Annotated in this window: 21 protein-coding genes; 6 read left to right on the top strand and 15 right to left on the bottom strand. The window is 68.7% G+C overall.

Translation table 11 applies throughout. The features are described 5' to 3' along the window. Positions 1 to 20: 20 nt before the first annotated feature. The 3 genes from B7R21_RS04210 to rfbB are packed head-to-tail and all read right to left on the bottom strand — an operon-like array spanning position 21 to position 3,072. On the bottom strand, positions 21 to 1,160 hold the full coding sequence (locus B7R21_RS04210) for a glycosyltransferase family 4 protein (protein WP_116281999.1): 1,140 nt from the start codon (positions 1,158 to 1,160) through the stop codon (positions 21 to 23). Beyond that, the gene (gene rfbD / locus B7R21_RS04215; protein WP_116282000.1) at positions 1,124 to 2,086 is read right to left on the bottom strand and encodes a dTDP-4-dehydrorhamnose reductase; all 963 of its coding nucleotides are present in this window, start codon (positions 2,084 to 2,086) and stop codon (positions 1,124 to 1,126) included. The genes B7R21_RS04210 and rfbD overlap by 37 nt, the downstream gene beginning before the upstream one ends. After that, positions 2,083 to 3,072 carry a dTDP-glucose 4,6-dehydratase gene (gene rfbB, locus B7R21_RS04220; RefSeq protein WP_116282001.1) on the bottom strand — a complete coding sequence of 330 codons (990 nt, stop codon included), beginning with the start codon at positions 3,070 to 3,072 and terminating at the stop codon, positions 2,083 to 2,085. Before rfbB ends, rfbD begins: the two co-directional genes overlap by 4 nt. A gap of 41 nt (positions 3,073 to 3,113) precedes the next feature. On the opposite strand from rfbB, the gene B7R21_RS04225 reads away from it, so the two are divergent. Continuing rightward, positions 3,114 to 3,725, top strand: a complete 612-nt coding sequence (locus tag B7R21_RS04225; protein WP_116282002.1) for a dTDP-4-dehydrorhamnose 3,5-epimerase family protein — start codon at positions 3,114 to 3,116, stop codon at positions 3,723 to 3,725. Beyond that, positions 3,725 to 4,588 carry a glucose-1-phosphate thymidylyltransferase RfbA gene (gene rfbA, locus B7R21_RS04230; protein WP_116282003.1) on the top strand — a complete coding sequence of 288 codons (864 nt, stop codon included), beginning with the start codon at positions 3,725 to 3,727 and terminating at the stop codon, positions 4,586 to 4,588. Before B7R21_RS04225 ends, rfbA begins: the two co-directional genes overlap by 1 nt. A gap of 62 nt (positions 4,589 to 4,650) precedes the next feature. Here rfbA and B7R21_RS04235 read toward each other — a convergent pair whose 3' ends face one another. Together B7R21_RS04235 and B7R21_RS04240 are read right to left on the bottom strand one after the other, a co-directional pair. Then, positions 4,651 to 5,355 carry a glycosyltransferase family 2 protein gene (locus B7R21_RS04235; RefSeq protein ID WP_216364102.1) on the bottom strand — a complete coding sequence of 235 codons (705 nt, stop codon included), beginning with the start codon at positions 5,353 to 5,355 and terminating at the stop codon, positions 4,651 to 4,653. A 14-nt stretch (positions 5,356 to 5,369) separates the two neighbouring features. Beyond that, positions 5,370 to 6,314, bottom strand: coding sequence for an NAD-dependent epimerase/dehydratase family protein (locus tag B7R21_RS04240; RefSeq protein WP_116282005.1), 945 nt, complete (start codon positions 6,312 to 6,314; stop codon positions 5,370 to 5,372). Between the two features lie 75 nt (positions 6,315 to 6,389). On the opposite strand from B7R21_RS04240, the gene B7R21_RS04245 reads away from it, so the two are divergent. Continuing rightward, on the top strand, positions 6,390 to 7,688 hold the full coding sequence (locus B7R21_RS04245; RefSeq protein ID WP_116282006.1) for a hypothetical protein: 1,299 nt from the start codon (positions 6,390 to 6,392) through the stop codon (positions 7,686 to 7,688). 66 nt (positions 7,689 to 7,754) lie between these two features. Here the strand turns inward: B7R21_RS04245 and B7R21_RS04250 are convergent, their stop codons facing one another. Genes B7R21_RS04250 through B7R21_RS04265 form a run of 4 tightly spaced genes read right to left on the bottom strand, consistent with a single transcriptional unit; the run spans position 7,755 to position 12,897 of the window. After that, positions 7,755 to 8,717, bottom strand: a complete 963-nt coding sequence (locus tag B7R21_RS04250; RefSeq protein ID WP_116282007.1) for an NAD-dependent epimerase/dehydratase family protein — start codon at positions 8,715 to 8,717, stop codon at positions 7,755 to 7,757. Beyond that, positions 8,714 to 9,763 (bottom strand): glycosyltransferase, encoded by a 1,050-nt coding sequence (locus B7R21_RS04255; protein ID WP_253259627.1) that lies wholly within the window; start codon positions 9,761 to 9,763, stop codon positions 8,714 to 8,716. The genes B7R21_RS04250 and B7R21_RS04255 overlap by 4 nt, the downstream gene beginning before the upstream one ends. Positions 9,764 to 9,791: 28 nt before the next feature. Further along, positions 9,792 to 12,062: a hypothetical protein gene (locus B7R21_RS04260; RefSeq protein WP_116282008.1), complete on the bottom strand. Its 2,271-nt coding sequence runs from the start codon at positions 12,060 to 12,062 to the stop codon at positions 9,792 to 9,794. Then, complete coding sequence (locus B7R21_RS04265; protein WP_116282009.1) at positions 12,055 to 12,897, bottom strand: glycosyltransferase family 2 protein; 843 nt, start codon at positions 12,895 to 12,897, stop codon at positions 12,055 to 12,057. Before B7R21_RS04265 ends, B7R21_RS04260 begins: the two co-directional genes overlap by 8 nt. Positions 12,898 to 13,019: 122 nt before the next feature. On the opposite strand from B7R21_RS04265, the gene B7R21_RS19965 reads away from it, so the two are divergent. From B7R21_RS19965 to B7R21_RS04285, 3 genes are read left to right on the top strand one after another with little or no spacing between them, the layout of a single operon-like run. Continuing rightward, positions 13,020 to 13,649: a hypothetical protein gene (locus B7R21_RS19965; RefSeq protein ID WP_172592039.1), complete on the top strand. Its 630-nt coding sequence runs from the start codon at positions 13,020 to 13,022 to the stop codon at positions 13,647 to 13,649. Then, a complete protein-coding gene (locus tag B7R21_RS04280; protein WP_116282012.1) occupies positions 13,646 to 15,814 on the top strand; it encodes a carbohydrate binding domain-containing protein in 2,169 nt (722 codons plus the stop codon). The genes B7R21_RS19965 and B7R21_RS04280 overlap by 4 nt, the downstream gene beginning before the upstream one ends. A gap of 2 nt (positions 15,815 to 15,816) precedes the next feature. Beyond that, a complete protein-coding gene (locus B7R21_RS04285; RefSeq protein ID WP_116282013.1) occupies positions 15,817 to 17,673 on the top strand; it encodes a DUF3488 domain-containing protein in 1,857 nt (618 codons plus the stop codon). Positions 17,674 to 17,689: 16 nt separating this feature from the next. Here the strand turns inward: B7R21_RS04285 and B7R21_RS04290 are convergent, their stop codons facing one another. Genes B7R21_RS04290 through B7R21_RS04315 form a run of 6 tightly spaced genes read right to left on the bottom strand, consistent with a single transcriptional unit; the run spans position 17,690 to position 25,536 of the window. Next, positions 17,690 to 19,150: a glycosyltransferase family 4 protein gene (locus tag B7R21_RS04290; protein WP_116282014.1), complete on the bottom strand. Its 1,461-nt coding sequence runs from the start codon at positions 19,148 to 19,150 to the stop codon at positions 17,690 to 17,692. Further along, the gene (locus B7R21_RS04295) at positions 19,147 to 20,937 is read right to left on the bottom strand and encodes a glycosyltransferase (protein WP_116282015.1); all 1,791 of its coding nucleotides are present in this window, start codon (positions 20,935 to 20,937) and stop codon (positions 19,147 to 19,149) included. Before B7R21_RS04295 ends, B7R21_RS04290 begins: the two co-directional genes overlap by 4 nt. A gap of 60 nt (positions 20,938 to 20,997) precedes the next feature. Beyond that, a complete protein-coding gene (locus B7R21_RS04300; RefSeq protein ID WP_116282016.1) occupies positions 20,998 to 22,512 on the bottom strand; it encodes an ArnT family glycosyltransferase in 1,515 nt (504 codons plus the stop codon). Further along, entirely contained in the window at positions 22,509 to 23,405 is an 897-nt protein-coding gene (locus B7R21_RS04305) for a glycosyltransferase family 2 protein (RefSeq protein ID WP_116282017.1), read from the bottom strand. Before B7R21_RS04305 ends, B7R21_RS04300 begins: the two co-directional genes overlap by 4 nt. Beyond that, the gene (locus B7R21_RS04310) at positions 23,402 to 24,571 is read right to left on the bottom strand and encodes a glycosyltransferase family 4 protein (RefSeq protein ID WP_253259628.1); all 1,170 of its coding nucleotides are present in this window, start codon (positions 24,569 to 24,571) and stop codon (positions 23,402 to 23,404) included. The genes B7R21_RS04305 and B7R21_RS04310 overlap by 4 nt, the downstream gene beginning before the upstream one ends. After that, positions 24,568 to 25,536, bottom strand: coding sequence for a GDP-mannose 4,6-dehydratase (locus tag B7R21_RS04315; RefSeq protein ID WP_116282018.1), 969 nt, complete (start codon positions 25,534 to 25,536; stop codon positions 24,568 to 24,570). Before B7R21_RS04315 ends, B7R21_RS04310 begins: the two co-directional genes overlap by 4 nt.

Raw genomic sequence — 25,536 nt, forward strand, 5'->3', positions numbered from 1 at the left:
CGGGCGCGAGGAGGAGCCGGTCAGAGGTCGGCGTGCAGCTGCCAGACCTTCTCGGCGGAGTCGCGCCAGCTGTAGGCGCGGGCGCGGTCGAGTCCGACGATCCGGAGCCGCCGGGCGAGGGCGTCGTCGGTCACCACGCGGCTGATTGCCTCGGCGAGGCGCGCAGGGAGACCCGCCGCGTCGTCCCGCGGCACGACGATGCTCGCGTCATCGGCAACCTCGAGCAGGGCGGGCACGTCGGTGTGGATGACCGGGGTGCCGAAGTGCAGCGCCTCGATGATCGGCAGGCCGAAGCCCTCTGCCATGCTCGGATACACGAAGACCGTGGCGCGCGAGATCACGAGCGCCAGGTCTTCGTCGCTCACGAAGCCGAGGATGTGCAGTCGGTTCGCGGCCAGCCCCACCGAGGCGGCGACGGCTTCGACATCGAGGTCGCCCCAGCCCTTCGGCCCCGCGATCACGAGCGGGAGATCCGGGGCGTCGTCCCTGGCGAGGGCGGCGATGAGTGAGGCGAGGCCCTTGCGGGGCTCGAGGGTGCCGACCGCCAGCACGTACGAGTCGGGCAGTCCGAGGGCTGCAGCGTGGGCATCCGCGTCGGCCGGCAGGCGCAGGGACGAGCTCACGGCCCCGCCGATGACCCGCACGCGCTCGCCGAAGTTCACGTAGCGGGCGAGCTCCTGGGCGACAGCGTGGGTGGGCACCACGACAGCGTCAGCGTACTTCCGCGCACGCTTCGCCATGGCCTTATGCCAGGCCACGCCGTGGGAGGTGAGGGTCTGCGGATGCGTCCACGGAACCACATCGTGGATCGTGACGGCGATCTGGTCGCCGGGCTGGTGAAGCTGATCGTGCTTGGTGAGGGGGGCGAGCAGGGAGGTTGCATGAACCATGCCGCGACTCTGGCCGGTGAGCATGCCGTGCTGCCAGGCCGCGGAGAGCTCGCGACGGCCGAGAGGGGTGCGCGTGACACCGGTGAGGCCGGGCAGGCGGGCCTTCAGATCGGCGATCGAGGCGGGCGGATGCGCGGCCACAATGGCCTCGACGAAGCAGTCCCTCGGTGCCGTCGTGATGAGTTCCCGGGTGAGCTCTTCGGTGTAGCGACCGATGCCGCCGGGAACGGGGCTCAGGATCTGGTCGACGACGACCCGAAGCGTTGCCATGTATCTCCAAAAGTTCCCGAAACCGCTGCAGCGTGCAGCGCCTCACCCCAACGTCGCATGGGCTCGATCCCCGCTCGGGACCACGCGTCATGCCCGAGTACGGAATACGCGGGCCGCGGGGCGGGGCGAACAAACTGCGAACTGTCTGTCGGCTGCACCTTATCAGGGTCAATTCCGAGTTCCCCGAACAGTGCCTGTGTGAAGGCGAACCACGAGGTGTCGCCGGAGTTCGTGGCGTGGTAGATGCCCGGTTCGGCATGCGAGTCCGCGAGGCGAAGCAGCTGGGCTGCGACATCCACCGTCCAGGTCGGCTGGCCGAACTGGTCTGTCACCACACTCACTGTGTCGCGCCCGGCGATCAACTTCAGCATCGTCTTCGGGAAGTTCGAGCCATTGCTGCCGTAGAGCCACGCCGTGCGCACGACGAAGGCGCCCGACGGATGCTCGTGGAGCACCCTCCGCTCACCTTCGGCCTTGGTGCGCCCGTACGCCGACAGCGGGCTGTAGGGCGCGTCTTCGGGGTAGGGCGAGGTGGCCGAGCCGTCGAACACGTAGTCGGTCGACACGTGGATGATCGTGGCTCCGCTCTCGCGGGCCGCTGACGCGACGTTGCCGGCGCCGATCGCGTTGACATCGAACGCCTCGTGCTCGAATTCCTCCGCGTCGTCGACCCTGGTGTACGCAGCGAGGTTGAAGACGACATCGTGGCCGGCCACCGCGCGAAGCACGGCGTCTGCGTCGGTCACGTCGAGATCGCTGCGGCCGAGAGCGGTCACGTCGGCCCCGCGAGCGGCGAGCGCGGCCTGCAGGTCGAGGCCCAGCATCCCGCTCGCCCCGGTGATGAGGTAGCGCGGCCCAGCGGCTGCCGGTGAGGGTGCCTGTGCCGGTTGGGTCGCGGGTGCGGCTTCGGCCGCGGTTCCGCTCATCGTGCGAGCGCGGCGCGGGCCTTCAGCGATTCCCACCAGGCGCGGTTGTTGCGGTACCAGGCGACGACATCGCCGAGCCCCTGCTCGAAGGGGATCAGGGGCTCGTAACCGAGCTCCCGCGAGATCTTGGAGCAGTCCACCGAGTAGCGGAGGTCGTGGCCCTTGCGGTCCTCGACATGGTCGACATACGACCAGTCGGTGCCGGTCGCCTCGAGCAGCAGGTTCGTCAGCTCGACATTCGAGAGCTCCGTGCCGCCGCCGATGTTGTAGATCTCACCGGGACGCCCGCCGACGAGAACGAGGGCGATGGCGCGGGTGTGGTCGTCGACGTGCAGCCAGTCCCTGATGTTCTCACCGGTGCCGTAGAGCGGAACGTGGTTGCCGTCGATGAGGTTCGTGACGAAGAGCGGGATGACCTTCTCGGGAAAGTGGAAGGGCCCGTAGTTGTTGGAGCAGCGTGTGATCGACACGTTCATGCCGTGCGTGCGGTAGTACGACCGCACGAGCAGGTCGCTGCCGGCCTTCGAGGCCGAGTACGGGGAGTTCGGTTCGAGGATGTTCGTCTCGGGCCAGGAGCCCTCGGGGATGGTGCCGTAGACCTCGTCGGTGGAGACGTGCACGAAACGCGCCAGGCCGCTGCGGAGCCCGGCATCCAGGAGCTGCTGCGTGCCGAGCACGTTGGTCTCCACGAAGATCGAGGCGTCGTCGACGGAGCGGTCGACGTGCGACTCCGCAGCGAAGTGCACCACGGCGTCGATGCCCGGGAACAGCCGGTCGAGGAGAGCGCCGTCGCGGATGTCGCCCTCGACGAACGTGTAGCGCGGCGAGTCGCTCACCGACGCCAGGTTCTCGAGGTTGCCCGAGTACGTCAGGGCGTCGAGAACGACGACCTCCGCACCCTCCAACCCCGGATAGCTGTCTTGGAGGACGCGTCGAACGAAGTTCGAGCCGATGAATCCAGCACCGCCGGTTACGAGTATCTTCACGTCGGCATTCTATGGCAGCTGCCCGCCGATAGAATTCCAAGGTGCAGATTCGAGAGCTCAGCATCCCCGATTCCTACGAGATCACCCCCGTGCAACACGCCGACGACCGCGGGCTGTTCTTCGAGTGGTACCGCTTCGACCGCCTGGAGGAGACCATCGGGCACCCGCTCACCCTCCGGCAGGCGAATGTGTCCGTCTCACGGAAGGGCGTGGTGCGCGGCATCCACTTCGCCGACGTGCCGCTCGGCCAGGCCAAGTTCGTCACGGCGACCCACGGCGCGGTGCTCGACTACGTGATCGACCTGCGGGTGGGTTCGCCGACGTTCGGGCGCTGGGATGCGGTGCTGCTCGATTCCGAGCACCACCGTTCGGTCTACATCGCCGAAGGGCTCGGGCATGCCTTCGTCGCGCTGACGGATGACGCCACGGTGAGCTACCTCGTGACCGACACGTTCGACGCCCTGAAGGAGCACGCGATCAACCCCCTCGACCCCGAGATCGCCCTGGCGTTCCCGCCTGAGGCCGGAGCGCCGGTGCTGTCGCCGAAAGACCTGGAGGCGCCGTCGCTGGCCGAGGCGCTGGCCGCGGGACTCCTGACGACCCACGACGATGCGAAGGCGCACTATGCGTCGCTCGCGGTGAAGGGCGCCTGATGCGCGGCATCATCCTGGCGGGCGGATCGGGTACCCGGCTGTGGCCCATCACCCGCGGCATCAGCAAGCAGCTGATGCCGATCTACGACAAGCCGATGATCTACTACCCCCTCTCGACGCTGATGCTGGCTGGCATCCGCGAGATCCTGATCATCACGACGCCGGAGTACTCCGACCAGTTCCGGTCGCTGCTCGGCGACGGGTCAGAGCTCGGTATCCGCCTCGAATACGCCGTGCAGGAATCGCCCGACGGGCTCGCGCAGGCGTTCCTCATCGGTGAGGAGTTCATCGGCGACGAGAGCGTGGCGCTCGTGCTCGGCGACAACATCTTCCACGGGCAGGGGTTCGGCGAGTCGATGCGCGAGCACACCGACGTCGACGGTGCCCTCGTCTTCGCGGCCCACGTGTCGAACCCCCGGGCGTACGGTGTGGTCGAGTTCGACGACGACAACGTCGCGGTGTCGATCGAGGAGAAGCCCGAGCATCCGAAGTCCGACTTCGCTGTTCCCGGGCTGTACTTCTACGACAACACCATCGTGGAGGTCGCGCGCTCGATTCGTCCGAGCGCCCGCGGCGAGCTCGAGATCACGGCTGTCAACGCCCACTACCTCGACGCGGGGACCCTCCGCGTGCAGGTGCTCGACCGCGGAACGGCGTGGCTCGACACCGGCACGTTCGAGTCGATGCTGCAGGCCACCGAGTTCGTGCGGGTCGTCGAGGACCGGCAGGGCTACAAGATCGGTTGTATCGAGGAGGTCGCCTGGAATTCGGGCTGGATCACCGACGACGACCTGGCGCGCCTCGCCCAGCCGCTGGTGAAGAGCGGGTACGGCGTGTACCTGCAGAACCTTCTGAAGCCGTAGGCCCGTCCGGCGGGAAGCCGGGCAGCAGCCGGACGGGTGGCGGGGCCGATGCCCCGCCACCCTCAGGGCAGGGTCACCGGCGGCTGCCGGCGAGAGCCTTCCCTCAGGCGGATCTTCAGCAGGATCCAGAGCGCTTCGACGCCGTCCCAGGCGGTGATCTTCTTGCCCTCGGCGCGGGTGCGGGCCTTGTACGAGATCGGCACCTCGTAGGGGCGGTAGCCGCGCGCCAGGAGCTTGCCGGTGATCTCGGCCTCCATGCCGAAACCGTTCGACGTGATCTTCAGCGACCGGTAGAGCTCGGTCGGCATGAGCTTGTAGCAGGTCTCCACGTCGCTGACGTAGGCGTTGAAGATCACGTTCGTGAACAGGTTCACGCCGCGGTTGCCGATGACGTACCAGTACGAGTAGGAGGTGTGGCTGCCGAAGGTGCGGGTGCCGTAGACGATCTTCGCGTCACCGTCGAGGATGGGCTGGAGGAGCCCGGGGATCTCGGAGGGCCTGTACTCTTCGTCGGCATCGCAGATGATGAGGTGATCACCGGTCGCGAGCGAGGCGGCTTTCCGGATCGCCGCGCCCTTGCCCTGGTTCCGCGGCTGGTGGAAGACCGTCACGCGCTTGTCGTCGATGGCGTCGAGGATCGTCGCGGTCAGGTCGACGCTGCCGTCGTTCACGATGACGAACTCGACCTCGACCTCGGCCTGCCATTCGATGGCGAGCACCTTGTCGAGCACCTTCTGGAGGGTCGCCTGCTCGTTGTAGACAGGCATGAGCACAGAGAGTTTCACTTGGTGTTCCCGTGGGTTCTGAACCAGTCGATGGTTCGGGTGAGGCCCTCCACGACATCGACCCGCGGGTTCCAGGACAGGAGTTCCTGGGCCTTGGTGATGTCGGGTTGCCGACGCTCCGGGTCGTCGACAGGGCGTGGGTGGAATTCGATGGTGGAGGAGCTGCCGGTGAGCTGGATGACCAGCTCGGCGATCTCGAGCAGGCTCTGCTCGTGCGGGTTGCCGATGTTGATCGGCCCCGTCTCGTGGCTCGCAGCCAGGGCCAGGATGCCGTCGACCTGGTCGTCGATGAAGCAGAGCGAGCGCGTCTGGAGGCCGTCTCCGTGCAGCGGAATGGGAGCATCGGCGAGCGCGGCCTTCACGAAGGCGGGAACGGCGCGGCCGTCATCGGGATCCATGCGCGGGCCGTAGGTGTTGAACAGCCGCACCACGCCGATGTCGACGCCGTGCGTGCGGTGGAAGGCGAAGGAGATCGCCTCGGCGTAGCGCTTCGCCTCGTCGTAGACGCTCCGGGGCCCTGTCGAGGAGACGTTTCCCCAGTACTCCTCGGTCTGCGGGTGCACCGACGGGTCGCCGTACACCTCGGAGGTGGAGGAGAGGATGAAACGGGCTCCGTCGCGCTCCGCGATGCGGAGCAGCGCCTCTGTGACGATCGACCCGGCGTGCATGGTCTCGATCGGATGCGCGAGGTAGCGCGGCGGCGAGGCGGGAGAGGCGAAGTGCAGCACGAGGTCGAACGTCTCGTCGATGGATCCGGCGTCTTCGGCGTTCATGTGCAGGAAGGTCAGGCGGGGGTGCTCCGCCAGGTGCGCGAGGTTGCTGTCGAAACCGGTGATGAGGTTGTCGACGACGGTCACTTCCCAGCCCTCGTCGAGCAACCTGTCGGTCAGGTGGGAGCCGACGAATCCGGCTCCGCCCGCTATCAGGGCTTTGGAAAGCATGGGGCAGGGCCCTTTCTCGAAGACAAATGACGGTAACGTGTCTACGGTTCCGCCAACCACCTAGAGGACTCTACCGTGCCGCCTGCCCCCTCGCGCGCTGCGCTGACGCGTACGGCGATCGTGGGCCTCGCCGCGGTGATGTCCGGAATCGGCAGCTATGTGCTGCTGGTGCTGCTCCGCGACGCGAGTGACGCCGAGTATGCGAACTTCGCAGTCTTCTGGTCGATGACCGTCACGATCGGCCTGGGATTCTTCTATCCGGTGGAGCAGGAGACCTCCCGTTCGATCGCGGGGGCCACGCACGGCACGCGCGGCGGGATGGTGCGGCTGGTCTTCCTGGTGGGCGGCGGAGTCGCAGTGTTCACCTCCCTGGCCGCCCTCGCCCTCTTCAGCCCGGCGGGCCTGGCGTACATCGGCAGCCCATGGCTCGTACTGGCCCTTGTCGCGTCGTTCCTCGCCTACGCCGTGCAGTTCCCCGCGCGCGGCCTCCTCTCCGGCAGCCATCTCACGACGCGGTACTCGGCGATCATCGCCGTCGAGGGTGTGCTTCGGGTCGGCCTGCCCGTTCTCATCGTCTGGCTCGGGATGGCCGGGGCGGTCTCCTTCGCCTTCGTCGTACCCATTGCCACCCTCGTCTCGGTGCTGCCCGCCTTCGTGCGTCGGCGCCACTCGTGGAAGGGCCTTGACCGGCTTCCGGTCGGCCAGTTCCTCGGCCGGCTGGCGCGGCTGATCGGCGCGGCCCTGTCGATCCAGCTGATCCTGAACAGCGGGCCGCTGATCGCGAAGCTGGTCGGCGGCACCGACGCGATCGCCCTGACCGGCGAGATACTCGTCTGCCTGTCGATCGCGCGCATCCCGGTCTTCGCCTACCAGGTGCTGCAGATCCTCTATCTGCCGCGGGTCGCCAGCGCCTGGCGGAACGGTGACACCCGGCAGGCCAGCCGCACGGTGCTGGTCGCGGTGGGTGCTGCTGTGGCGGCGGCGGTCGTGCTGGTGCTCGGGATGCTGCTGCTCGGCCCGTTCATCCTGAACCTGTTCTTCGCGGGCAAGGTGCTCTCCTCGTTCGGCATCATCCTCGTCTCGGGTGGAGTGGGGATCTTCCTGATCGCGCTCGTCGTGTCCGACGGGTCGCTCGCGCTCGGCCGGCACACGCTCGTCATCCGCTCGTGGGTGATCGGTGCGGTCGCTGCCGTGGTTCCGGTGCTCCTCCTCAGCGATCCGCTCCTCCGCGTGACGAGCCCGCTCATCGTGGGGTCGTTCGTGGCCGCGGTGCAGCTCGGGATCGGCCTGGCCCGCACTGTGCGCCCGAGCAGGACCGATGGCCCACCGGCCGTCCCGGCTGCGGCAGACGACCCGGTCGAACGCGTCGTCTGAGGCGTCAGCCCCCGCCGGATGCTCCTGTTCTGGGGCTCAGCCCCGCCGGATGCTCCTGTCTGGGGCTCAGCCCCTCTGGATGCTCCCCAGGATGTCGAGCATCGTCGCGTGGATTCCCGCCGGAAGCGGGGTGAGCTCCCGCTCGTCGAGGTCGGACCACACCACGGAGCGGAGCCGCAGGTCGAGGGCCTGCATCGAGACGGTGGGGGAGCTGCCCAGCATGATGTGGGGCTTTCGCCGGGTGAGCGACTGGAAGTGACCGATCAGGGCGCCCACGGTGACCGCCTCACCGCTGGCGAGGATCTTGGTGATGTTCGGCTCGCCCAGTGAGACGAGCCGTTCGAGGGCATCGAGGATCAGCTCGGCGCAGTCGTCGACGTAGATGTAGTCGCGCACGGTGTCGAGGGGGACGAAGATCGACGCGGGGGTGGGCGAGAACTGCGCCTTGGCGAGAACGGAGATCAGTCCCTGCATCTTGCTGAGCTTCTGGCCCGGGCCGTAGAGGTTGGCGATCCGGCCCTTCAGCACGGCCGTGCCGGTGCGCTCGTGGAAGGCGTCGAGGGAGCGTTCCATGGCCAGCTTGGTCTCGCCATAGGGCGACAACGGCACGGGCAGCGTTTGTTCGGTGTAGGGAGGCGTTGCCGAGCCACCGTACAGACCGCCGGCGGACGATGCGAGGAACACCGACCCGCGGGACGCGACGCCGTGCACGGCCGCCGCTGAGGAGACCAGGTCGAGTACCGCGTCGAACTGGGCCAGTTCCGCTCCGAACTGCTCGCGCGAGGTTCCGATGACGCCGGCGCCGGCCGCCCAGATGAGGCACCAGCCGTCCGTGTTGCCGCGGTCGTCGGCCAGAGCGCCGAACCACGAGTCCAGCAGCGCGGCGCTGGTCTCGCTCACGCCCTGCCGATCCGACCAGTCGAGCGGCGGCGACGGCACGATCTGCCAGTCGGCGCGCGCCCCGGCAGCAGCGGTGAGGGCCCGGCCGAGGAGGCCCCCCGAGCCGACGATCCAGGTGGTGAGGGTCATTCCGTGAGACGCACGCGGCCCAGCGGCTCCGAGGCGGGTGCCCGGTGGGCCCGGCCCAGCGGGCCGAGCGCGGGATCCGTCGTGATGAGGTACGGCGGCTTTCCCATGGCCATGTTCACGTTGATGCCGATGTACTCCGCGATCACCCCGAGCGAGAACAGGATCGCCCCGGTGCCGAGGAGCACGACGACGATCGTCGAGGCCCAGCCATCGGGAACCGTGGACGTCGTCAGCCGGGCGAGCAGGATGTAGACGGCCACGAAGATGCCGACGACCGCGAACAGCACCCCGAGGAAGCTCACGATCCGAAGACCACGGGTGCCGCTGGTCAGCACCATGCGCCAGAAGTGGCCGAAGAGCCGGCGTGCGGAGTAGCCGGAGGGGCGGTCGCCCTCGGCCCGCAGGGTGACCGGGGCTGTGCTGACCTTGCCGGCGATCCAGCTCATGGCGATGTCGAGGTAGACGCCCGAGCCCGAGTAGGCCGCAACGCTCCGCGCGACACTGCCGAGGATGAGCCGGTAGCTCTGGAAGCTGCTGGCGTTGCCGCCCCCGGCGAGCCGGCTGAGCACGATCTTCGCCCCCACGGAGGCCGTGTTCCGAAGCCAGCCGTGAGGCGGCGGGTTGACCGGCTTGGCGTAGACGACCGACGCCTGCTCGGTGAGGGCGGTGTCGAGCAGCACGGGGATGTCGGCGGGGTCGTGCTGCCCGTCTTCGTCGAGGGTCACGATCCACTCACTGCCGGCCGACGCCATTCCTGCGAGGGTGGCGGCGTGCTGGCCGGAGTTCTTGCTGAGCCAGACGGCGCGGACGAACGGATGCTCGACGGTGAGGTCGCGGATGACCGCGGCCGAGTCATCCGGACCGTTGTCGAAGACGAGGAGGGTCTCCCGCACGACCCACGGGTAGCCGGCGGGGGAGACCTGCACGCGCGTGAGCGGGGCGATCTCGGCCATCAGCGCGGCGAGCGTGCGCTCACCCTGGTAGACGGGGACGACGATCGAGATCTCGTGTGGCTTCTGGTCGCCTGAATCCGTCTCGTGTCTCACGGTGGATGACTTTATCACCGTTGCGCTCTCAGTCGCCGAGCAACGCCCCGACCGCCGTCTCCCGGACGCGGAGCTCCGAGAGGCGCACGACGGGAGGCGCTGCCGCCGAGCCGGCGGCGACCGTCACCTCCACGGGCTGGTCTCCGGGCTGCACGGTGAGCGACTGCGTGACGTCGACGGCGCCGTCCGGCCCCGCGACGACCGACTGCGAGCTTCCGTCGGGGAAGGTGACGACGGCGGTCGCGCCGGGCGCTGTGGGCAGTGTCAGCATGAACGAGACGGTCACTGCCCGGGCATCCGGCCGATCGTTCAGCAGCGTGAAGCGCGGGGACACCGTGTCGGCCTCGCCCGCGGTCAGGTCGGAGTTCGACGTGGGGCGGAAGCCCGGCAGCAGGCTGAGGTCGACGGGGTCGGTCACGCGGGCTTCGATCTCGGCCAGCTGGTCGGGTGTGTACTGGGCGGCCAGCGCCTCGCGTTCGGCACGCAGGTCGAAGAACTGCCAGTGGCCGTCGGAACTGGTCGACTCGGGGGCTCCCAGGGTCGCCGACAGCTCGGCCGACAGTGCGGCGCCCTTGTCGTCGAAGGCCCAGGTGTCGATGAGGATGCCCGACATGCCGGAGGCGGCGGCGAGCTTCACCAGCTGGGGCCCGGGCTGCTCGGAGACGGCGTACGGCCAGTCCGACTGAGGCCGGCCCTTGATGCCGCCTGCGCTCCAGTTGAGCGTCGTCGTGTGCAAAAACGGGATGATCTCGTCGCTGGTGACCAGCCCGTTGCTCGCGAGGTTCTCGGGGAACGGGATGTAGGGCAGCTGGAACACGTCCGAACCGGCCGGCAGCTCCTGCTGGAGGGCGGAGAAGAAGGCCTCGTCCGCGGTGTAGCTCGCTGTGATGCCGGGGTAGTCGGAGGCCACGGCAGGCGTCTGGTCGTAGTAGCCGACGCCGAGAACCCCGACGGAGACGACCCCGACGGTGACGAATGCGACGATCTTCGGGAACTTCAGTTTTCGGAAGGCCCAGGTGAGCAGGAGCTGGAGCGCCAACCCGAAGGCCACGAGGCACAGGGCGGCGATGACGATCGACATCCGGTTCCAGCCGCGGAGCGCGGTGGTGAAGAACGAGATCAGTGTCGACAGGCCGCCGATGGTCGAGAAGAGGAACGCGACCAGGGTGAGAAGTGAGACGTAGCGGATGGTCTCGACGTGGCCGGCGGCGATCGCGGCAGGCCCGGTGGGCTCGTCGGCGGTGCGGCGGCGGTGTGCGACGACCATATAGGCCACGACGAGCAGCGCGATGACGAGACCGAGAGCCCCGATGAGCCCCAGTGCGGGCTGTTCGGACGGCAGCGGGAACGTGCGGTCGTAGAACGCCCGCAGGTCGCTGAGCGCGGTGATGCGGTTGCCGGCCCAGGGCAGCAGCAGCTGGGAGAGCTTCAGGGCGTAGACCTCGGAGTCGTCGGCGTTCCGGAAGAAACCGCCGGGGTTCGGGCCGTTGACCCAGCCGAAGATCACATCGGGGGCCATGTTGATGAGCATGACGACCACGGTCACCACGCCGATGCCGGCCGCGCCCGCGAACCGGCGCCAGTTGCGGTCCCGCACGAGCACGAAGGCGGCGGTGAAGACGAGCAGGATGATGAAGAAGACGCCGTAGTAGGTCGACGAGGTGGCCAGCAGCGCGACGGCCACCACCGCGAAGGCCCCCCGGCCGGTGAGGATGCCGAGGATGCGGTACCGGGAGGGCCGGGCCGTCCAGAGCGATTCGCCGCGGAGGAGGAAGACCAGCAGTCCGAGCCCCAGCGGCACGCAGTAGTACGACGCCAGGAACAGGTGCGATTCGCCGCGGATGAAGTGGTACGGGGCGAGCGCGTACAGCACCGACAGCGCCACGGAGAGCGGTGGCCAGATGCGGCAGACGCGGAAGAACCAGTAGGCGGCGAGGGCGGCGAGGATGAAGCCGAGGAAGTAGTACATGTTCAGCACGACGGGCCAGTGGCCGGAGAACAGGCCGAGAACCTTCGCAGCGATCATATGCAGGTTGTCGGCCACCGGGAAGTCGTTGTAGTTCTGGCCCCACGGAGCCCCGAGGTTCGGGTTGTGCTCGTACCAGCCCTGCTCGAGCGTGGTCTTGAAGTGGTCGGCGGTGGCCAGGGCGTCACCGGTGTAGAGCCACGGCACCCCGAGCTTCGCGCGGTTGAGGTCGAGCGCGAAATAGGTGAAGAAGGCCGTGACGCCGGCGGTCAGCAGGTACCACGGCACAGCCGACTTCGAGAGCCACGCCCGCACGGTGTTCTGTCTACTCATCGGTCGTGTTCATCCTTCGGCGTAGCCACAGGTAGGCGAAGCGCCGGATGCGCGCCATCAGCCAGGCGCGGGCGTTGCCCACCGTGACGTCGAAGGCGGAGACGACCGACGGATGCTCCGCCCGGAGCCAGCGGTGGAATCCCGCCGCCTGCGCGGACTGCTCCTGCACGAGTCGAACGCTCCACTGCGAGTCGCTGATGCGGAACGCCGCCAGTGGCTCGATCACGGCGCGGAAGTCGCCCTCGAGCAGCACACGGGCGTAGGTGGTCTCGTCGATCAGGTAGGGGAACTGCGAATCCCAGAGCCCGACCTTCACGAGTGTCTCGCGGCGGAGCAGCACGCAGGCCGGCTCGCCGAAGATGTTGCTTCCCACGACCACGGTGCGACGCACGGCCTTCGCCCCGGGAACGGTTCCGGTGATGCCCGCGAGGCCGCGGCGCGGAACCACGACGACGCCCCGGGCATCCACGATGTCCCTCGTCGACGCGACGAGGGTGACCTCCGGGTGCTCCTCGATGGCAGCGACCTGCACCTCGAGAGAGCGCGGGTAGAGGATGTCGTCACCGCAGACGAGCTTCAGGTATTCCCCGCTCGCCGCCTCGGTGACGCGGTTCCAGTTGCGGAGGGCCCCGCCGCCCGCCTCGGTGTCGAGCACCGTGATGCGGGAATCGGAGCTGTACTTCTCGATGATGGCCTTGGTGCCGTCTGTCGACGAGTGATCGGCGATGATCAGTTCGAAGTCGGTGAACGTCTGGGCGAGGATCGATTCGATCGTCGCCGCGATGTAGTCCTCGTTGTTGTAGGCCGGCACGACCACGGATACTTTTGGTGACATTGGCTTCCACTATACGAGTGATCGTCGAGTCAGCCTGTGAACTCCAAGCGGCGCGGTGAGTCGGCCCGGCCGAACCCCCCGAGTGGGGCTACTCTCGACCCTGACCTGCAGGGCCGGGGGCGATGTTCGCTGCCCGGCGTGAGACGAGGGGACCGATCGGTATCGCTAACGGTGAACGTCGTTCGACGTGGTGGATCTGGGTCGTCGTGGCGATCGTCGTTCTGGCGGCCCTCGGCGGAACGGCCTGGCTGCTCGTCGCCCGGGGCGGAACGGATGTAGCGGGCCCGACCACCTCGGCAACCCCGACGGTGACGCCCACGCCCACAGCCGCTCCCACCCGCACCGCGCTCCCCACGCCGACGCCGACTCCCACGTCGACGCCCAGCGCGACGCCGAGCCCCACCCCGACCCCCACTCCCACGGTCACGACGCCTCCCGCGCCGCCGGCGCCGCCCGCGGCCACCCCGTTCATCTCCTTCGCCGCCTGGGACGTGCAGCAGAACGGGATCTCGGTGAGTGCCACCGTGCCGGGCCTCGTGGAAACGGGCGGAACGTGCACCATCACCGCCACGTTCCAGTCGAAGAGCGTCTCGCAGAGTTTCCCCGCCAGTGCGTCGGCCGATTCGACCGAGTGCGGGTCGAACATCCTGACCTCTCCGCAGTTCAGCACCGGCGCCTGGACCGTCGTCGTCGTGTACACGTCAGCGGAATCGGGCGGCACCTCACCCGGCCAGGAGGTCGACGTTCCGTGAGTGACTTCCCGCGCATCCACCGCCGCAACCACCTCAGCCGGGCGATCGGCGCCCTCGCCACGGTGGTCGTGCTCGCCGCGGGCCTGACCGCCGTGGGGCAGACCCTGCAGCCGCAGTCGGCCTCGGCCCTCAGCGGATCGTCGTTCGACCCCGGCAACATCATCAGCGACGCGACCTTCTTCGATTCGACCACGATGAGCGAGAGTGCGGTGCAGGGCTTCCTCGCCGACCACGGATCGAGCTGCACCACGTCGGGCGGGTCGACGTGCCTGAAGGACTTCTCGAGCGCCACGAACTCGCGGGCCGCCTCCGCCTACTGCTCGGCCTACACCGGGCGTGACTCCGAGACAGCCGCGCAGATCATCGTGCGCGTGGGTGCCGCGTGCAACATCAATCCGCAGGTGATCCTCGTGATGCTCCAGAAGGAGCAGGGGCTCGTCGACGCCCGGTCGACGACGGCCGGCCAGTACCGGTCGGCGCTCGGTTACGGCTGCCCCGACACGGCGGCCTGCGACTCCACCTACTACGGTTTCTTCAACCAGGTCTACTCGGCGGCCAGCCAGTTCCAGCGCTACGCGAAGAACAGCACCTCGTGGAGCTACCAGCCGGGCCGCACCAACAACATCCTCTACAACCCGAACGCCTCGTGCGGATCGGCGCCCGTGTTCATCCAGAACCAGGCGACGGCGAACCTGTACATCTACACGCCGTACCAGCCGAACGCCGCTGCCCTGGCGAATCTCGGCGGAACGGGCGACTCCTGTTCGGCCTACGGCAACCGCAACTTCTGGGTCTACTTCAACAACTGGTTCGGCGATCCGACGGGCGGCGGCCTCCGCTCGCCGTCGTTCGAGGGCGGCTCTGCCGGCTGGGGCCCCGGCAACGGCGCTGTGAACCAGGCCACCTACAAGGATCCCTCCATCGCCCAGAACGGATCCTGGTTCTTCGCTTCGAACACGACCGTGCCGGGCCGCTCGATCGCCCAGAACGTGCAGCGCACGGTCGAGGTGGGTGGCCAGGCCACCGCCACCATCTGGCTGCGGTCGGCGACGGGCGCGGCGGCCACGGGCCGGGTGGCGCTCTGGGGGATCGGGGGGACGACGGAGGGCGGCTCCACGTCGTACTCTGTCGGGAACACCTGGCAGCAGGTGACGGTGAAGCTCCCCGTTCGCCAGTCCGCCCACCAGACGGTGCGCCTCGAGATCTACATGGACTCCACGTCGACGACCCTCTACCTGGACAACGCGACCCTGGTCTTCGGCCAGGCCCCGCCCCTCAAGGAGTTGCTCACAGCACCCGGTTTCGAGAATTCCCTCGGCGGCTGGGTGAAGGGCAACGGCGAGATGAACCAGGCGATCTACAACGATCCGTCCGCCAGTCACTCGGGATCGTGGTTCGGGGCCGTGAACACAGGAACACCGGGCCGTTCCATCGCCCAGCAGGTTCCCGTCACCACCTCCGCAGGCGGGCGCTACACCTTCTCGATCTGGGTACGCGCTGCCCTTCCCGGGTCGACGTACTCCGGTCGCCTCGCGCTCTGGGGCCTCGGCGGATCGGCGCCCGTCGTCTCGACCCGGGACTTCACGGCGAGCTCGAAGTGGACGAGGGTGTCGGTGACCACCGACATCCCCCCGAACTCCGTCACCACCCTGAAGCCCGAGGTCTACCTGCAGCAGACCTCCAACACGCTCTACCTCGACGACGGATCGCTCAGCCGCAACGTCCTGACCGCCGGGTCGTTCGAGGACGGCTCGTTCGCCGGCTGGGGCGTGGGCAACGGTTCGATCAACACCGCGGTCTACCGCTCGGCGGCGTCGGGTGTCGCAGCCCAGAACGGCTCGTACTTCCTCGCGACCAACACCGGCACGGCTGGCAGCTCGCTGAAGCAGGATGTCATGCGGAACACCATCGTCGGCGACTCCTACACGGCCCAGGTCTGGGTGCGCCCGGCCGACCCCACGAAGACGTTCAGCGGCACACTGGCGCTCTGGGGGCTCGGTGGCCAGACGGAGGTCCAGGCAGCCCCCTTCACCGCCAGCGGCTCGGGCTGGACCCACGTCTACGTGACGCTGCCGCTCGCTGCGGAACACCAGAGCCTCCGCTTCGAGCTCTACGAGACCACGACAGGTGAAACCCTGTGGGTCGACGGAGCACTACTCTACTGACGATGACGATTCCCCTCCCCGCCCTGCCCGCTGGCCCCGTCTCCGGTCGACCCCTCCTCCGTCGCACTGCGGCAGCGCTGGCGATCGTGGGCGGCGTGGGCCTTCACATCTGGCTGCAGTGGTCGTACCTCTTCGCGCAGGCCGACTTCGCCTGGAGCTCCTTCCGCAACTATTTCCCGGGCGACCAGCTCTCATACATGTCGATGGTCACGAACGCCGCCGACGGCCGGCTCGCCGACGTGGAGCCGTTCACCAACTCGGGCACCAACACCTACCCGCACCTCTACTACAACGTCATCGGCACCCTCGCGCGCCTGGTGGGGCTGAACCCGTTGCAGGCCTGGTCCATCGGCGGTTTCCTGGTGCAGGCCATCCTGATCGCCGCAATCGGTACGGCGATCTACCTGGTGAGTCGCCGCTGGTGGCTTCCGCTGATCGCGCCGGTGCCGTTCGTGCTCGGCACCTTCGCGAACGCGATCTCGGCCGGCGGCTGGTACACGAACATGGCCTCCCACGCAGTGCTCTGGGGGCCCTTCGGCGTCTTCTACACCCTGAACGGCGAGACGGTCGCGCTCTCGCTCGGGGCCATCGGAATCCTCACTGCCCTCGTCACGTTCCTGCGGGTGCGTTCGCGCGTCGGCAGCGTGGTGCTCTACTCGGTGGCGGCCGCCTTCGTGGGGCTCACCGCGAACGTGCAGACCTACGGATTCCTCGCCAGCGCCTACCTCGCCCTGTTCGCCGTCGCGGCCTACGTGCTGGCCACACGCCGGCGGCTCTGGATGATCGCCCTCTCGCTGGCACTCATCGTTCTGGTGTTCGCGGCGGGCCCCTCGATCGCATCGACGTTCGGGCCCCTGGCGACGCTCGCCTTCGGTGCGGTCCCCGCGCTGCCCGCGCTCGTCTCGCTCGTGCTTCAGTTCCGGTTCAGAGCACTCGTGCCACTGCTCGCGCTCGCCGCCGCAGCCTCTCCCCAGATCATCGCCACGATGCTCGGGATCGTCTCCAAAGACCCGTTCCTGACCTACCGGGTCGCTTCGTCGGTCGACCTGGGCGTGGATGCCCGGGGCATCCTCGGGGCGGGCGCGCTGCTACTGCCGCTGCTGGGCATCCTGGCGGCGGGCATCCACCGGCGGAACGCGCTCTGGATCGCCTTTCCGGTGGCCTCGATCGCGGCGTGGGCGCTCACCTCGACCAACGACATCTGGGGGGCGAACCAGGAGCCCTACCGCTTCTGGCTCGACACGTTCTGCCTGGTCTCGTTCGTGACGGTGCCGATGGCCGCGATGGTGGGTGTCTCGTACCTGCGGTTGCCGAGACGGGCTGCCGCGGCCACCGGGCCACGGGCCCCGCGTTCCGCGCTCTCCGTCGCGGTCGCCGGAGTCGTCGTCATCGTCTGCGTCGTCGCCGCGGGCGTCTCCGCCGTCGACTTCCGCACCTTCCGGAACCTTGCGGGCCTGCACACGTTCATCGACTACAACACCCCGAGGTATCGCGCAATCGGCGAGCTGGGGCAGGAGGTGCCGAAGTCGGGCGCCGGCCTCGTGAATCCCGACGCCTGCATCGACGTGGAGGGTCTCAAGATCGTGTCCGACGGCGCCCCGGTCGCCACCTTCAACGAGGGCATGGCCTGGCCGACCGACTACGCGGCGGTGCGGAACGTGAACGCCGATCGGGTGAACGGATTCCAGATCGCCACCGGCGCCACGGCTGCCGACGTGAAGTGGGTGCTGACCGACAGTGCCTGCACCCCGTTCGACTGGGGCACGTACTACGCGAAGGAGCTGACGTTCGTCGACTCCCGCAGTTACCCCACGGCGGCCGGCGACGCCACGATCACGCTCTGGGCCTTCACGCCCTGAGCGACGTCGCCGGGGTTCAGGCGGTGAAGTACTCCCACACCTCGTCGGCGTACGACTTCCACGACCGGTAGTCGTTGCCCGCGAGGTCGCGCTTCTTGCCCTCGAGTACCCGGGGGTCGGTCAGCACCGAGTGCAGGGCGGCCTCGAGCGCTTCGTCGGAGTGCGGGTCGACACCGATGACGCCGCCGTAGTGCGCCGCGATCTCGGCCATGCTGCCGAGGTCGGAAGCGATGACGGGGGTTCCCGCCCGCAGCGACTCCACGATGGGGAGCCCGAAGCCCTCGTGGAACGAGGTGAAGATCGACACCGCCGCCAGGCGATAGCTCGCTCCGAGGATGTGATCCGACGCGTTCGAGAGAACGGTCAGCGGCCAGCCCTCGTCCTGCAGGTGCTGGCTGAGCTGGTCGAAGGGCGCGCTGTTCCACGAGCCCGCACCGATCATCACGAGCTGGAACTGCTCGCCGCGGGTCCAGAGGGCGCGGGCCGCCTGCAGCACGGAGAGGTGGTTCTTGCGGGGTTCGTGGCTGCCGACCACGAGCACGACCGGCAGGTCGCTGAGTTCGAGTTCCGCTTTGACGGCGGCGAGGTCCACGTCGGAGGGGGCGGCGGAGTCGCCTCCCAGAAAGACGGTGCGAACATCCGGACCTGTGCGACCAGACGACGGGAGCATCTTCTTCCACGCGTCGAATTCGTCCGCCGTGGACTGGGAGATCGCAGCCACCCGATCGGCGTAGGCGACGGCATCGAGATAGAGCGGGAAGTGGGCGGCCATGGCACCCGCGGCCGTCTCGCCCGAGGTGAGCGGAACGCAGTCGTAGCCGATGAAGGCCAGCTTCGAGGAGGCGAACTCGCCGAGGGCGAGGAAACGCTCAGCGCGCTCGGAGTCGGCGGAGAGCTCGGGGACGAACACCCTGCCCCCGTTCGGAATGACGATGCGCTCACGGGCGGGCGCGAGCGACACGATCGCCTCTTCGTCGTCTCCCCTCATGCGGGCCTCCTCGCGCGGGGTGAGGCGGCGGAGGCCCTTCCGGCTCTCCGTCCACGCCACGAGGACGACCTCGTGCTCGTGGGCCCACAGCCCCACGGTCTCCCGAACGACCCGCTGGATGCCCGACATGACGCGGGTGCTGCTCGTGTTGTGAACGTCGATGACGATGGCGTCGGTGAGGATCTCGACCTCGGCGCTCAACCCGAAGATGCTCGAGTCGGCGCGCTCGCCGAGGCCGCGGAGTGCTTCGCCCGCGCCGTTCAGCGTGGCGTTCCGCTGGAAGACGACAAGCTCCTCCTCGGTGGGGAGTTCACCGCGGAGGGTACTCCAGACGAGCCACAGGTCGTCCCAGCGGCCGCCGGCGTCGATGGCTGCCTGGAGGGAGGCCGCGAGAGCGTCCTGCACTTCGCCAGCGCTCGCCTCGGCCGGAGCGGGGGTGCCGAGAGCCTCGAGCAGTGCGCGGAGGTTCGACGATTCGGAGAGTTTCACTTCTGTGTTCCTGTCGGCTTCTGGGCTGCGCCGGCCTGTGATGCGGGGGCCGAGACGACCTTCCAGACGTCTGCCGAATACGCTTCCCACGTGCTGTCGTCCCGTGCCTCGATCTCGCCGTGCAGGCGTTCGAGCAGGGCATCGTCGGTGAGGAGCGCGCGCATGCCGTCGACGATCGACCGGTCGTCGCGGGGGTCAGCGGTGACGCATCCACCGCCCGCTGCGATCTCCGCCGTGCTGCCGTACTCGGTGGCGAGGGCGGGTGTGCCGACCGCCAGGGATTCGGCGATGGGCAGGCCGTAGCCCTCCTGCAGCGAGATGAAGACACTGAACCGCGCGCGGCGATAGGCGGCGGCGAGCGCGTGCTCGTCGACATCTCGGCGGAGCTCGATCTGCCTCCCCTGGTCGCGGAGCGCGGCGACCGCGTCGGGGATGTCGGTGTAGAGCCTGTCGCCCCGACCGCCGAGCAGCACGAGCGAGAACTCCAGTCCTTCGCGCCAGAGGATCTCGCTGGCGAAGATCACGGCGAGCTGGTTCTTTCTCGGCTCGTTGCTGCCGACAGAGAGCACGACGGGCAGCGAGGCCTCGGCGGGTGGTTCACCGTCGTCGGCCGGGATGTGCTCGATCGGCAGGTGCAGGGTTTCGACCCCGAAACCGGGCAGCCCCTGCGTGGCGAGGGCCTCACTGAAGCCGATGAACTCCGACGCGGTCGCGTTCGAGATCGCGAGGATCTCGTCGACGTACTTGATCGTCGAGAGATAGGAGACGAAGAGCCCGCTGAGCCCACGGTGCACGAGATGCCCGCTCGAGACGGGGATGGTGTCGTAGCCGATGGCGACAGTGCGGTTCGGGGAGAACCGGGTGAGCGCGGCGAGCGAGTCCGTTCCCCGGCCGACCGGCACTTCGGGGAAGAAGACCGTCGTCTGCCAGGGGACGACGAGCTCGGCGGCGGTCTCGTCGGGTTCTGCCTTCTCGTCGTCGCGGTGACGGTCGTCGTCACCCTGCCAGTCGAGCACGCGTGCCGACTCCTCGGACGACAGGGTGCGGAGGGCCGCGCCGTCATCGGTCAGGGCGGCGAGCTGGAAGCGTTCGCGGCCGGCCCAGCGCGACACGGTCTGCCGGGTCACCCGCTGGATTCCCGAGTTGAAGCCGAACTTCGCCGTCTGGTCGGTGAAGACGACCGGTTCGGTGCTGACCAGCCTGATCGTTCGGAGCTGGGCGTGGTAGCGGAGCGTCCACACGGCGCTGTGGTTCAGGATGCGCTGGGCGGCAGAGGACCCGCTCACACCGACGATGTCGCGGGCGAGCCCGAAGAGCATCTGCTGGTCGGGGAAGCATCCACTGACCGCGATGACGAGGAGCCACAGCTCGGCCTTCGAACCGGAGCCCTGCACCTGCTGCACGAGTTCGCTCAGCACGCGCTCGAGCGGCAGGGCCCGGAGCTCGGCCGCGCTCGAGTGCGGCAGGAGCGCCGGGGCGACGGCCCGCACGCGCTGCTCGAAGGCCTGCCGGCCGTGGTCGACGCCCGACTTCACGCGCGCCTGCCGGGGGAAGAGGATTCTGCGCTGCTGGCGGAGGAGGGCAACCCGTTCCCTGGCCCGCACGGCCCGGATGGGCCGCGTCACACGCCAGCTGAAACTCGCCTGCAGTTCCTGGGCCGAGGGACCGTCGAGATCGCCGGCCGCATGCAGCCCCTGGATCCAGGCGTCGACCTGTGAGGCGGCGATGAGGTGTGCTCCGCTGAGAGCGGAGGGGGAGGTGGCACTGGCCTGGTCTGTACTCGGCATATCGCGCTCATCCTATTACAAGGCTCCGGCGCCAGACTGCGCGTTCCGGGAGGTCCCGGGTCAGAACAGCGACCACGGATAGTGCATCACGTCGAACGTGATCGGGAACGTGTAGATGGCGTACCCGGCATGCACCGCACGAGTGAAAGGCGGCAGGTCGGTGGCGACCTGCATCCGTGTGTCGTTCTCATTGTTCTCGAGCACGACCACCGTGATCTCGTCGCCCTGCAGGGCCCGTTGCTGGTAGGGCGGATACCGGTCGTTCGTCAGTCCGGCCGCCGTCACGCGTTCCTCGGTTGCCGCGGTCAGCGAGTAGGCGACCCAGTAGTCGGCATAGACCGCGCCGAGGTTCCGGTCTTCGAGGTACTGCCCGAGCGACCGGATGTCGCCGATGATGTAGCGGCTCTGGGTTCCGAAGGAGAGGTTCGGGAACAGGCTCTCGACCTGCACGACGGTGAGCGTCGCCGCGAGTACCATCGCGGTGATGCCTGCCACGATCCGGTACCGGATGCGCGTCACGAGCCACGCCACGGCCACAGCCAGCGACGGCAGCACGAAGACGGTGTAGCGGTAGTCGCTCGGGCCGAGGGTCGTGCCCGCGCCGATGACCACCACGACGACGGCCAGCACCGTTCCGGCCAGCAGAGCGGCTACCCAGGCATTCCGGCCGAGCACGGCCAGTACCGCCAGAAGGGCGAAGAGGGCGAGGCAGAGTGCGGCAGTGAGGTATCCGACGACGGTGCCCTGGGCGCTGAAGATACTCGGCATCGTGCTGGTGAACAGGGTGGCGAAGCTCCGGAGTCCCGGATGCGTGCCGTCGCTCTTCGGGGCGAGCGCATTGAGGGAGTTCGCGAACATCACCAGCCAGGGCAGGGCCCCGACGATCGCCGCGGCGATGCCGACCAGGATGCGGTACCAGTGCCGTCTGCTTCGGACCAGGAGGATGAGCACGCCGGGTATCGCGAGCGCCGCGCCCATCGGCGACTGCCAGAAGGCGAGGCCCGCGGCGAGCCCCACGAGCGCCCACTGCAGCAGGGGGCGGCGCACCGGCTGCCGGAGTGCCAGCGCCGTGGCGCCGAGCCCGAGCACCAGGCTCGGGCCGTAGAAGCCCGGTTCGCTGATCGAGATGCGCAGGGTGTAGAAACCTGAGAACCAGTACAGGATCGCGGCGACATTGCCCACGAGCGGGCCGAACGCCTTCGTGGCGATGAACCGCAGCACCAGCACGCCGCCGACGAAGAAGAGCATCGCGACCACGGAGAGCACTTCGATGTGCGCGCCGACAATGGCCATCACGCCGCCCGCGACGAGTTGCAGCAGCGTGCCGCCGTAGGTCTGGCCCCAGAAGAAGAAGGTCAGGTCCCCGTCGGAGATGTCCTTCGCCATCAGGGAGACGATGGCGTTGTCGGAGTCGACGTAGAAGGCGGGGGTGAAGACGAGAAGGAGGCGCAGCAGCAATCCGGCCGCCAGGAGCACCCAGAAGGCGATACCTGCGATCCGGAGGCCACGCTCGGCCACAGAGGATGCATTCCCCGTGGTGTCAGTCTCCGTCGATTCGGCCAGTCGGTCGCTCATCCTCGTATCCTTCCGGCAGCCGCGCGGGCACCGAGACCCGCCCGGAGCGCCACCCGGAGGGGTAACTGGTACCAGCGGTGGTACCGCTTCGCGAGATAGAGGTACGCGCTGTGGTGGTGCGCGCTCAGCATGGCAGCCGAGACCCGTTTCGTGCTGGTGCCCCCGGTGTGCTGGACGGTGGCGGTGGGAGCATAGAGCACCCGGCGCCCCGCGTTGCCGAGCCGCTCACCGAGGTCGACGTCTTCGAAGTACATGAAGAAGCGGTCGTCGAACCCGCCCACCTGTTCGAAGGCGTCACGCCGCACCAGCATGCAGGAGCCCGAGAGCCAGCCGGACTCGATCGGCTCTGTGCCGCTCGTCTTCGATTTGTCGGCGCGGAGGTACCGCTTCGACCAGGGGTTCTGGGGCCAGACCCGGTGGAACACCGCGTGGCCGGCGCCCGAGGTGAGCGAGGGTACGTCGCGGGCCGACGGGTAGATGCTGCCGTCGTCGTTCGTCACCCGGGGCCCGACGGCGCCGATCCTGTCATCGGCCCGGATCACGGCGAGCATCTCGTCGATGCTGCCCGGTTCGAAGACCACGTCGGGATTGGTGACGAGGATGAATCGTGCGTCGGTTCCCAGGCTCCGGGCGGCGAAGTTGACCGCGCCGCCGTAGCCCAGGTTCCTTCCCGGTGAGAGGATCCGCGCGCCGGAGGAAGCGGTCGCCGCCGTGAGATCGTCGCCCGGAGCGTTGTTCACCACGATCAGGTCGAGAGGCTCCGAGCTCGCGGAGGAGGTCGAGGCGAGGCAGGTGAGCACGTCGTCTCCCGAGAAGTAGCTCACGGTCACGAGGGCCACGAGAGCCGCGAGCGAGCCGGAAGGGGCGGCGGAGGGGCGATCCGATGTGTTCACGGGGCCACCGCCAACCGGTATGCCTCGACATGCCGAGAGGCGCACGCCGCCCAGGTGAATGCTGCAGCGCGAGCTGCTCCCGCGAGCGCCAGACGGGCGCGTTCCGCCGGGTCGGCGAGCAGGTCCCGGATGCCGCGGCCGATGCTCGCGGAGTCGACGTCTGTGTACTTCACGGCGTCACCGCCCACTTCGGGCAGGGAGAGACGGCGGGTGGTGAGCACGGCCGATCCGCTCGCCATCGCCTCGAGCACGGGCAGGCCGAACCCTTCGCCGAGGCTCGGGTAGGCCGTCAGGAGGGAGCCGCCGAGCAGGGCCCGGAGCTGTTCGAGGGGCAGGTAACCGAGCATCCGCACGTCGACTCCGGCTGCGACAGCATCCGAGACGGCGGCAGGAACGGAGTCGTCCCAGCCGCTGCCGCCCGCGAGCAGGAGTGCGGGGCGGGAGGAGGCCGGCGTGTCACGCACTGCCGCCGTGAACCCCTGCACCAGGGCCCGAACGTTCTTCCGGGGTTCGAGGGTGCCGAGGAAGGCGACCCAGCCGGCGGCGACCGGTGGAACGAGGCTCGCCTCGAAGGCCTGCCGTTCGGCGGCGGCCGGGGGGTGGAAGATCGTGCTGTCATAGCCGAGCGGCGCATCGACCACGCTCCGGGGCGAGGCATGGGTGACGCGCAGGTACTCGTCGGCTGTGGCGCGGCTCGGGGTGACGACGGTGGCGCCCGACAGGCGTGCCGCCCTGATCCAGCTACGGAAGAAGATCCGCTTGACGCGGCCGTGCACCTCCGGAGCTGTGAAGAAGGTGAGGTCGTGCACCGTCACCACTCGCTTCCGCCTCGTGAACAGGGGGAAGGTGTAGTGAGGGGAGTGGATGATCATCGCCCCCGCCCGGCGCGCGAGCCCCGGCAGCACCAGTTGCTCCCAGACGAGGCGGCCGGATGCCCGCGCACCCCAGCCCGCGATCTCCATCACCCGCGTGACCCCTGCGGCCTCGAAGGCCGACCTGTCCCGCGGCTGGCAGACGACAGCCAGGGGCACGCCCGCGCGCACCAGTTCGCCCACCACGTTCTCGACGTAACGGCCGACGCCCCCGCGATCGGCGGGGATGGCGGTGGCATCGAAGAGCACACGCAAGGAGGCGGCGCCCGGCGCGGAGGTCGTCACCGGGGTCACGCGTCGAGGAGCTCGAGGTCGTGCTCGACCATCCGCGCCACCAGGGTCTCGAAGTCGACCGACGGCGACCAGCCGAGGACGTCCCGGGCGCGGCTCGCGTCCCCCAGCTGCTCGGCGGGGTCGACGGGGCGAACGAACGCCGGGTTCACGCTGACGAGCGACGACCAGTCGTCGATGCCGACCCGGGCGAACGCGGCATCCAGGAAATCGGAGATGGTGTGCGAGACGCCGGTGGCGACGATGAAGTCGCCCGCCTCGGGTGCCCGGGCGGCGAGTCGCATGGCCTCGACGTAGTCGGGTGCCCAGCCCCAGTCGCGCCGGGCGTCGAGGTTGCCGAGTTCGAGGCCCGCCTGCAGGCCCCGGCTGATGCGTGCCACGCTCGCCGTGATCTTTCGTGTGACGAAGGCCTCGGGGCGCCGGGGCGACTCGTGGTTGTAGAGGATCGTGTTCGACGCATGCAGTCCCCGCCCGCGGAACACCCCCACCGAGAGGTGCGCGTAGGCCTTCGAGGCCCCGTAGGGAGAGGATGGCCGGATCGCGGTCGTCTCCCGTTGCGGTGTCTCGGCGACCTGCCCGAAGATCTCGGCACTCGATGCGTGCAGCACCCGCACCGGATGCCCGTGCTCCTCCTGCAGGCGGTGGGCGGCGTCGAGCAACCGCACGACGACCTGCCCGTTGATCGCACCGGTCATCACGGGGTCGTTCCACGACGCGGCCACCGAGGAGACCGCGGCGAGCGAGTAGAGCTCGTCGGGCCTCACGTCACGAAGGAGGGACTCCAGGGCATCCGGGGCCAGCAGGTCGACGGCGTGCAGCGTCAGCTTCGCGGGGGAGCCGAGCGCGGCGAGGTTCTCCTCTGTGCTGTTCCTGACGACGCCGTGGACCTCATACCCGTCGGCGAGCAGGGACTCGGCGAGGTAGGAGCCGTCCTGCCCTGAGATTCCGGTGACGAGTGCGACGGGCAC

The sequence above is a fragment of the Subtercola boreus genome, from assembly GCF_003399625.1.
Taxonomy (GTDB): Bacteria; Actinomycetota; Actinomycetes; order Actinomycetales; family Microbacteriaceae; genus Subtercola; species Subtercola boreus_C.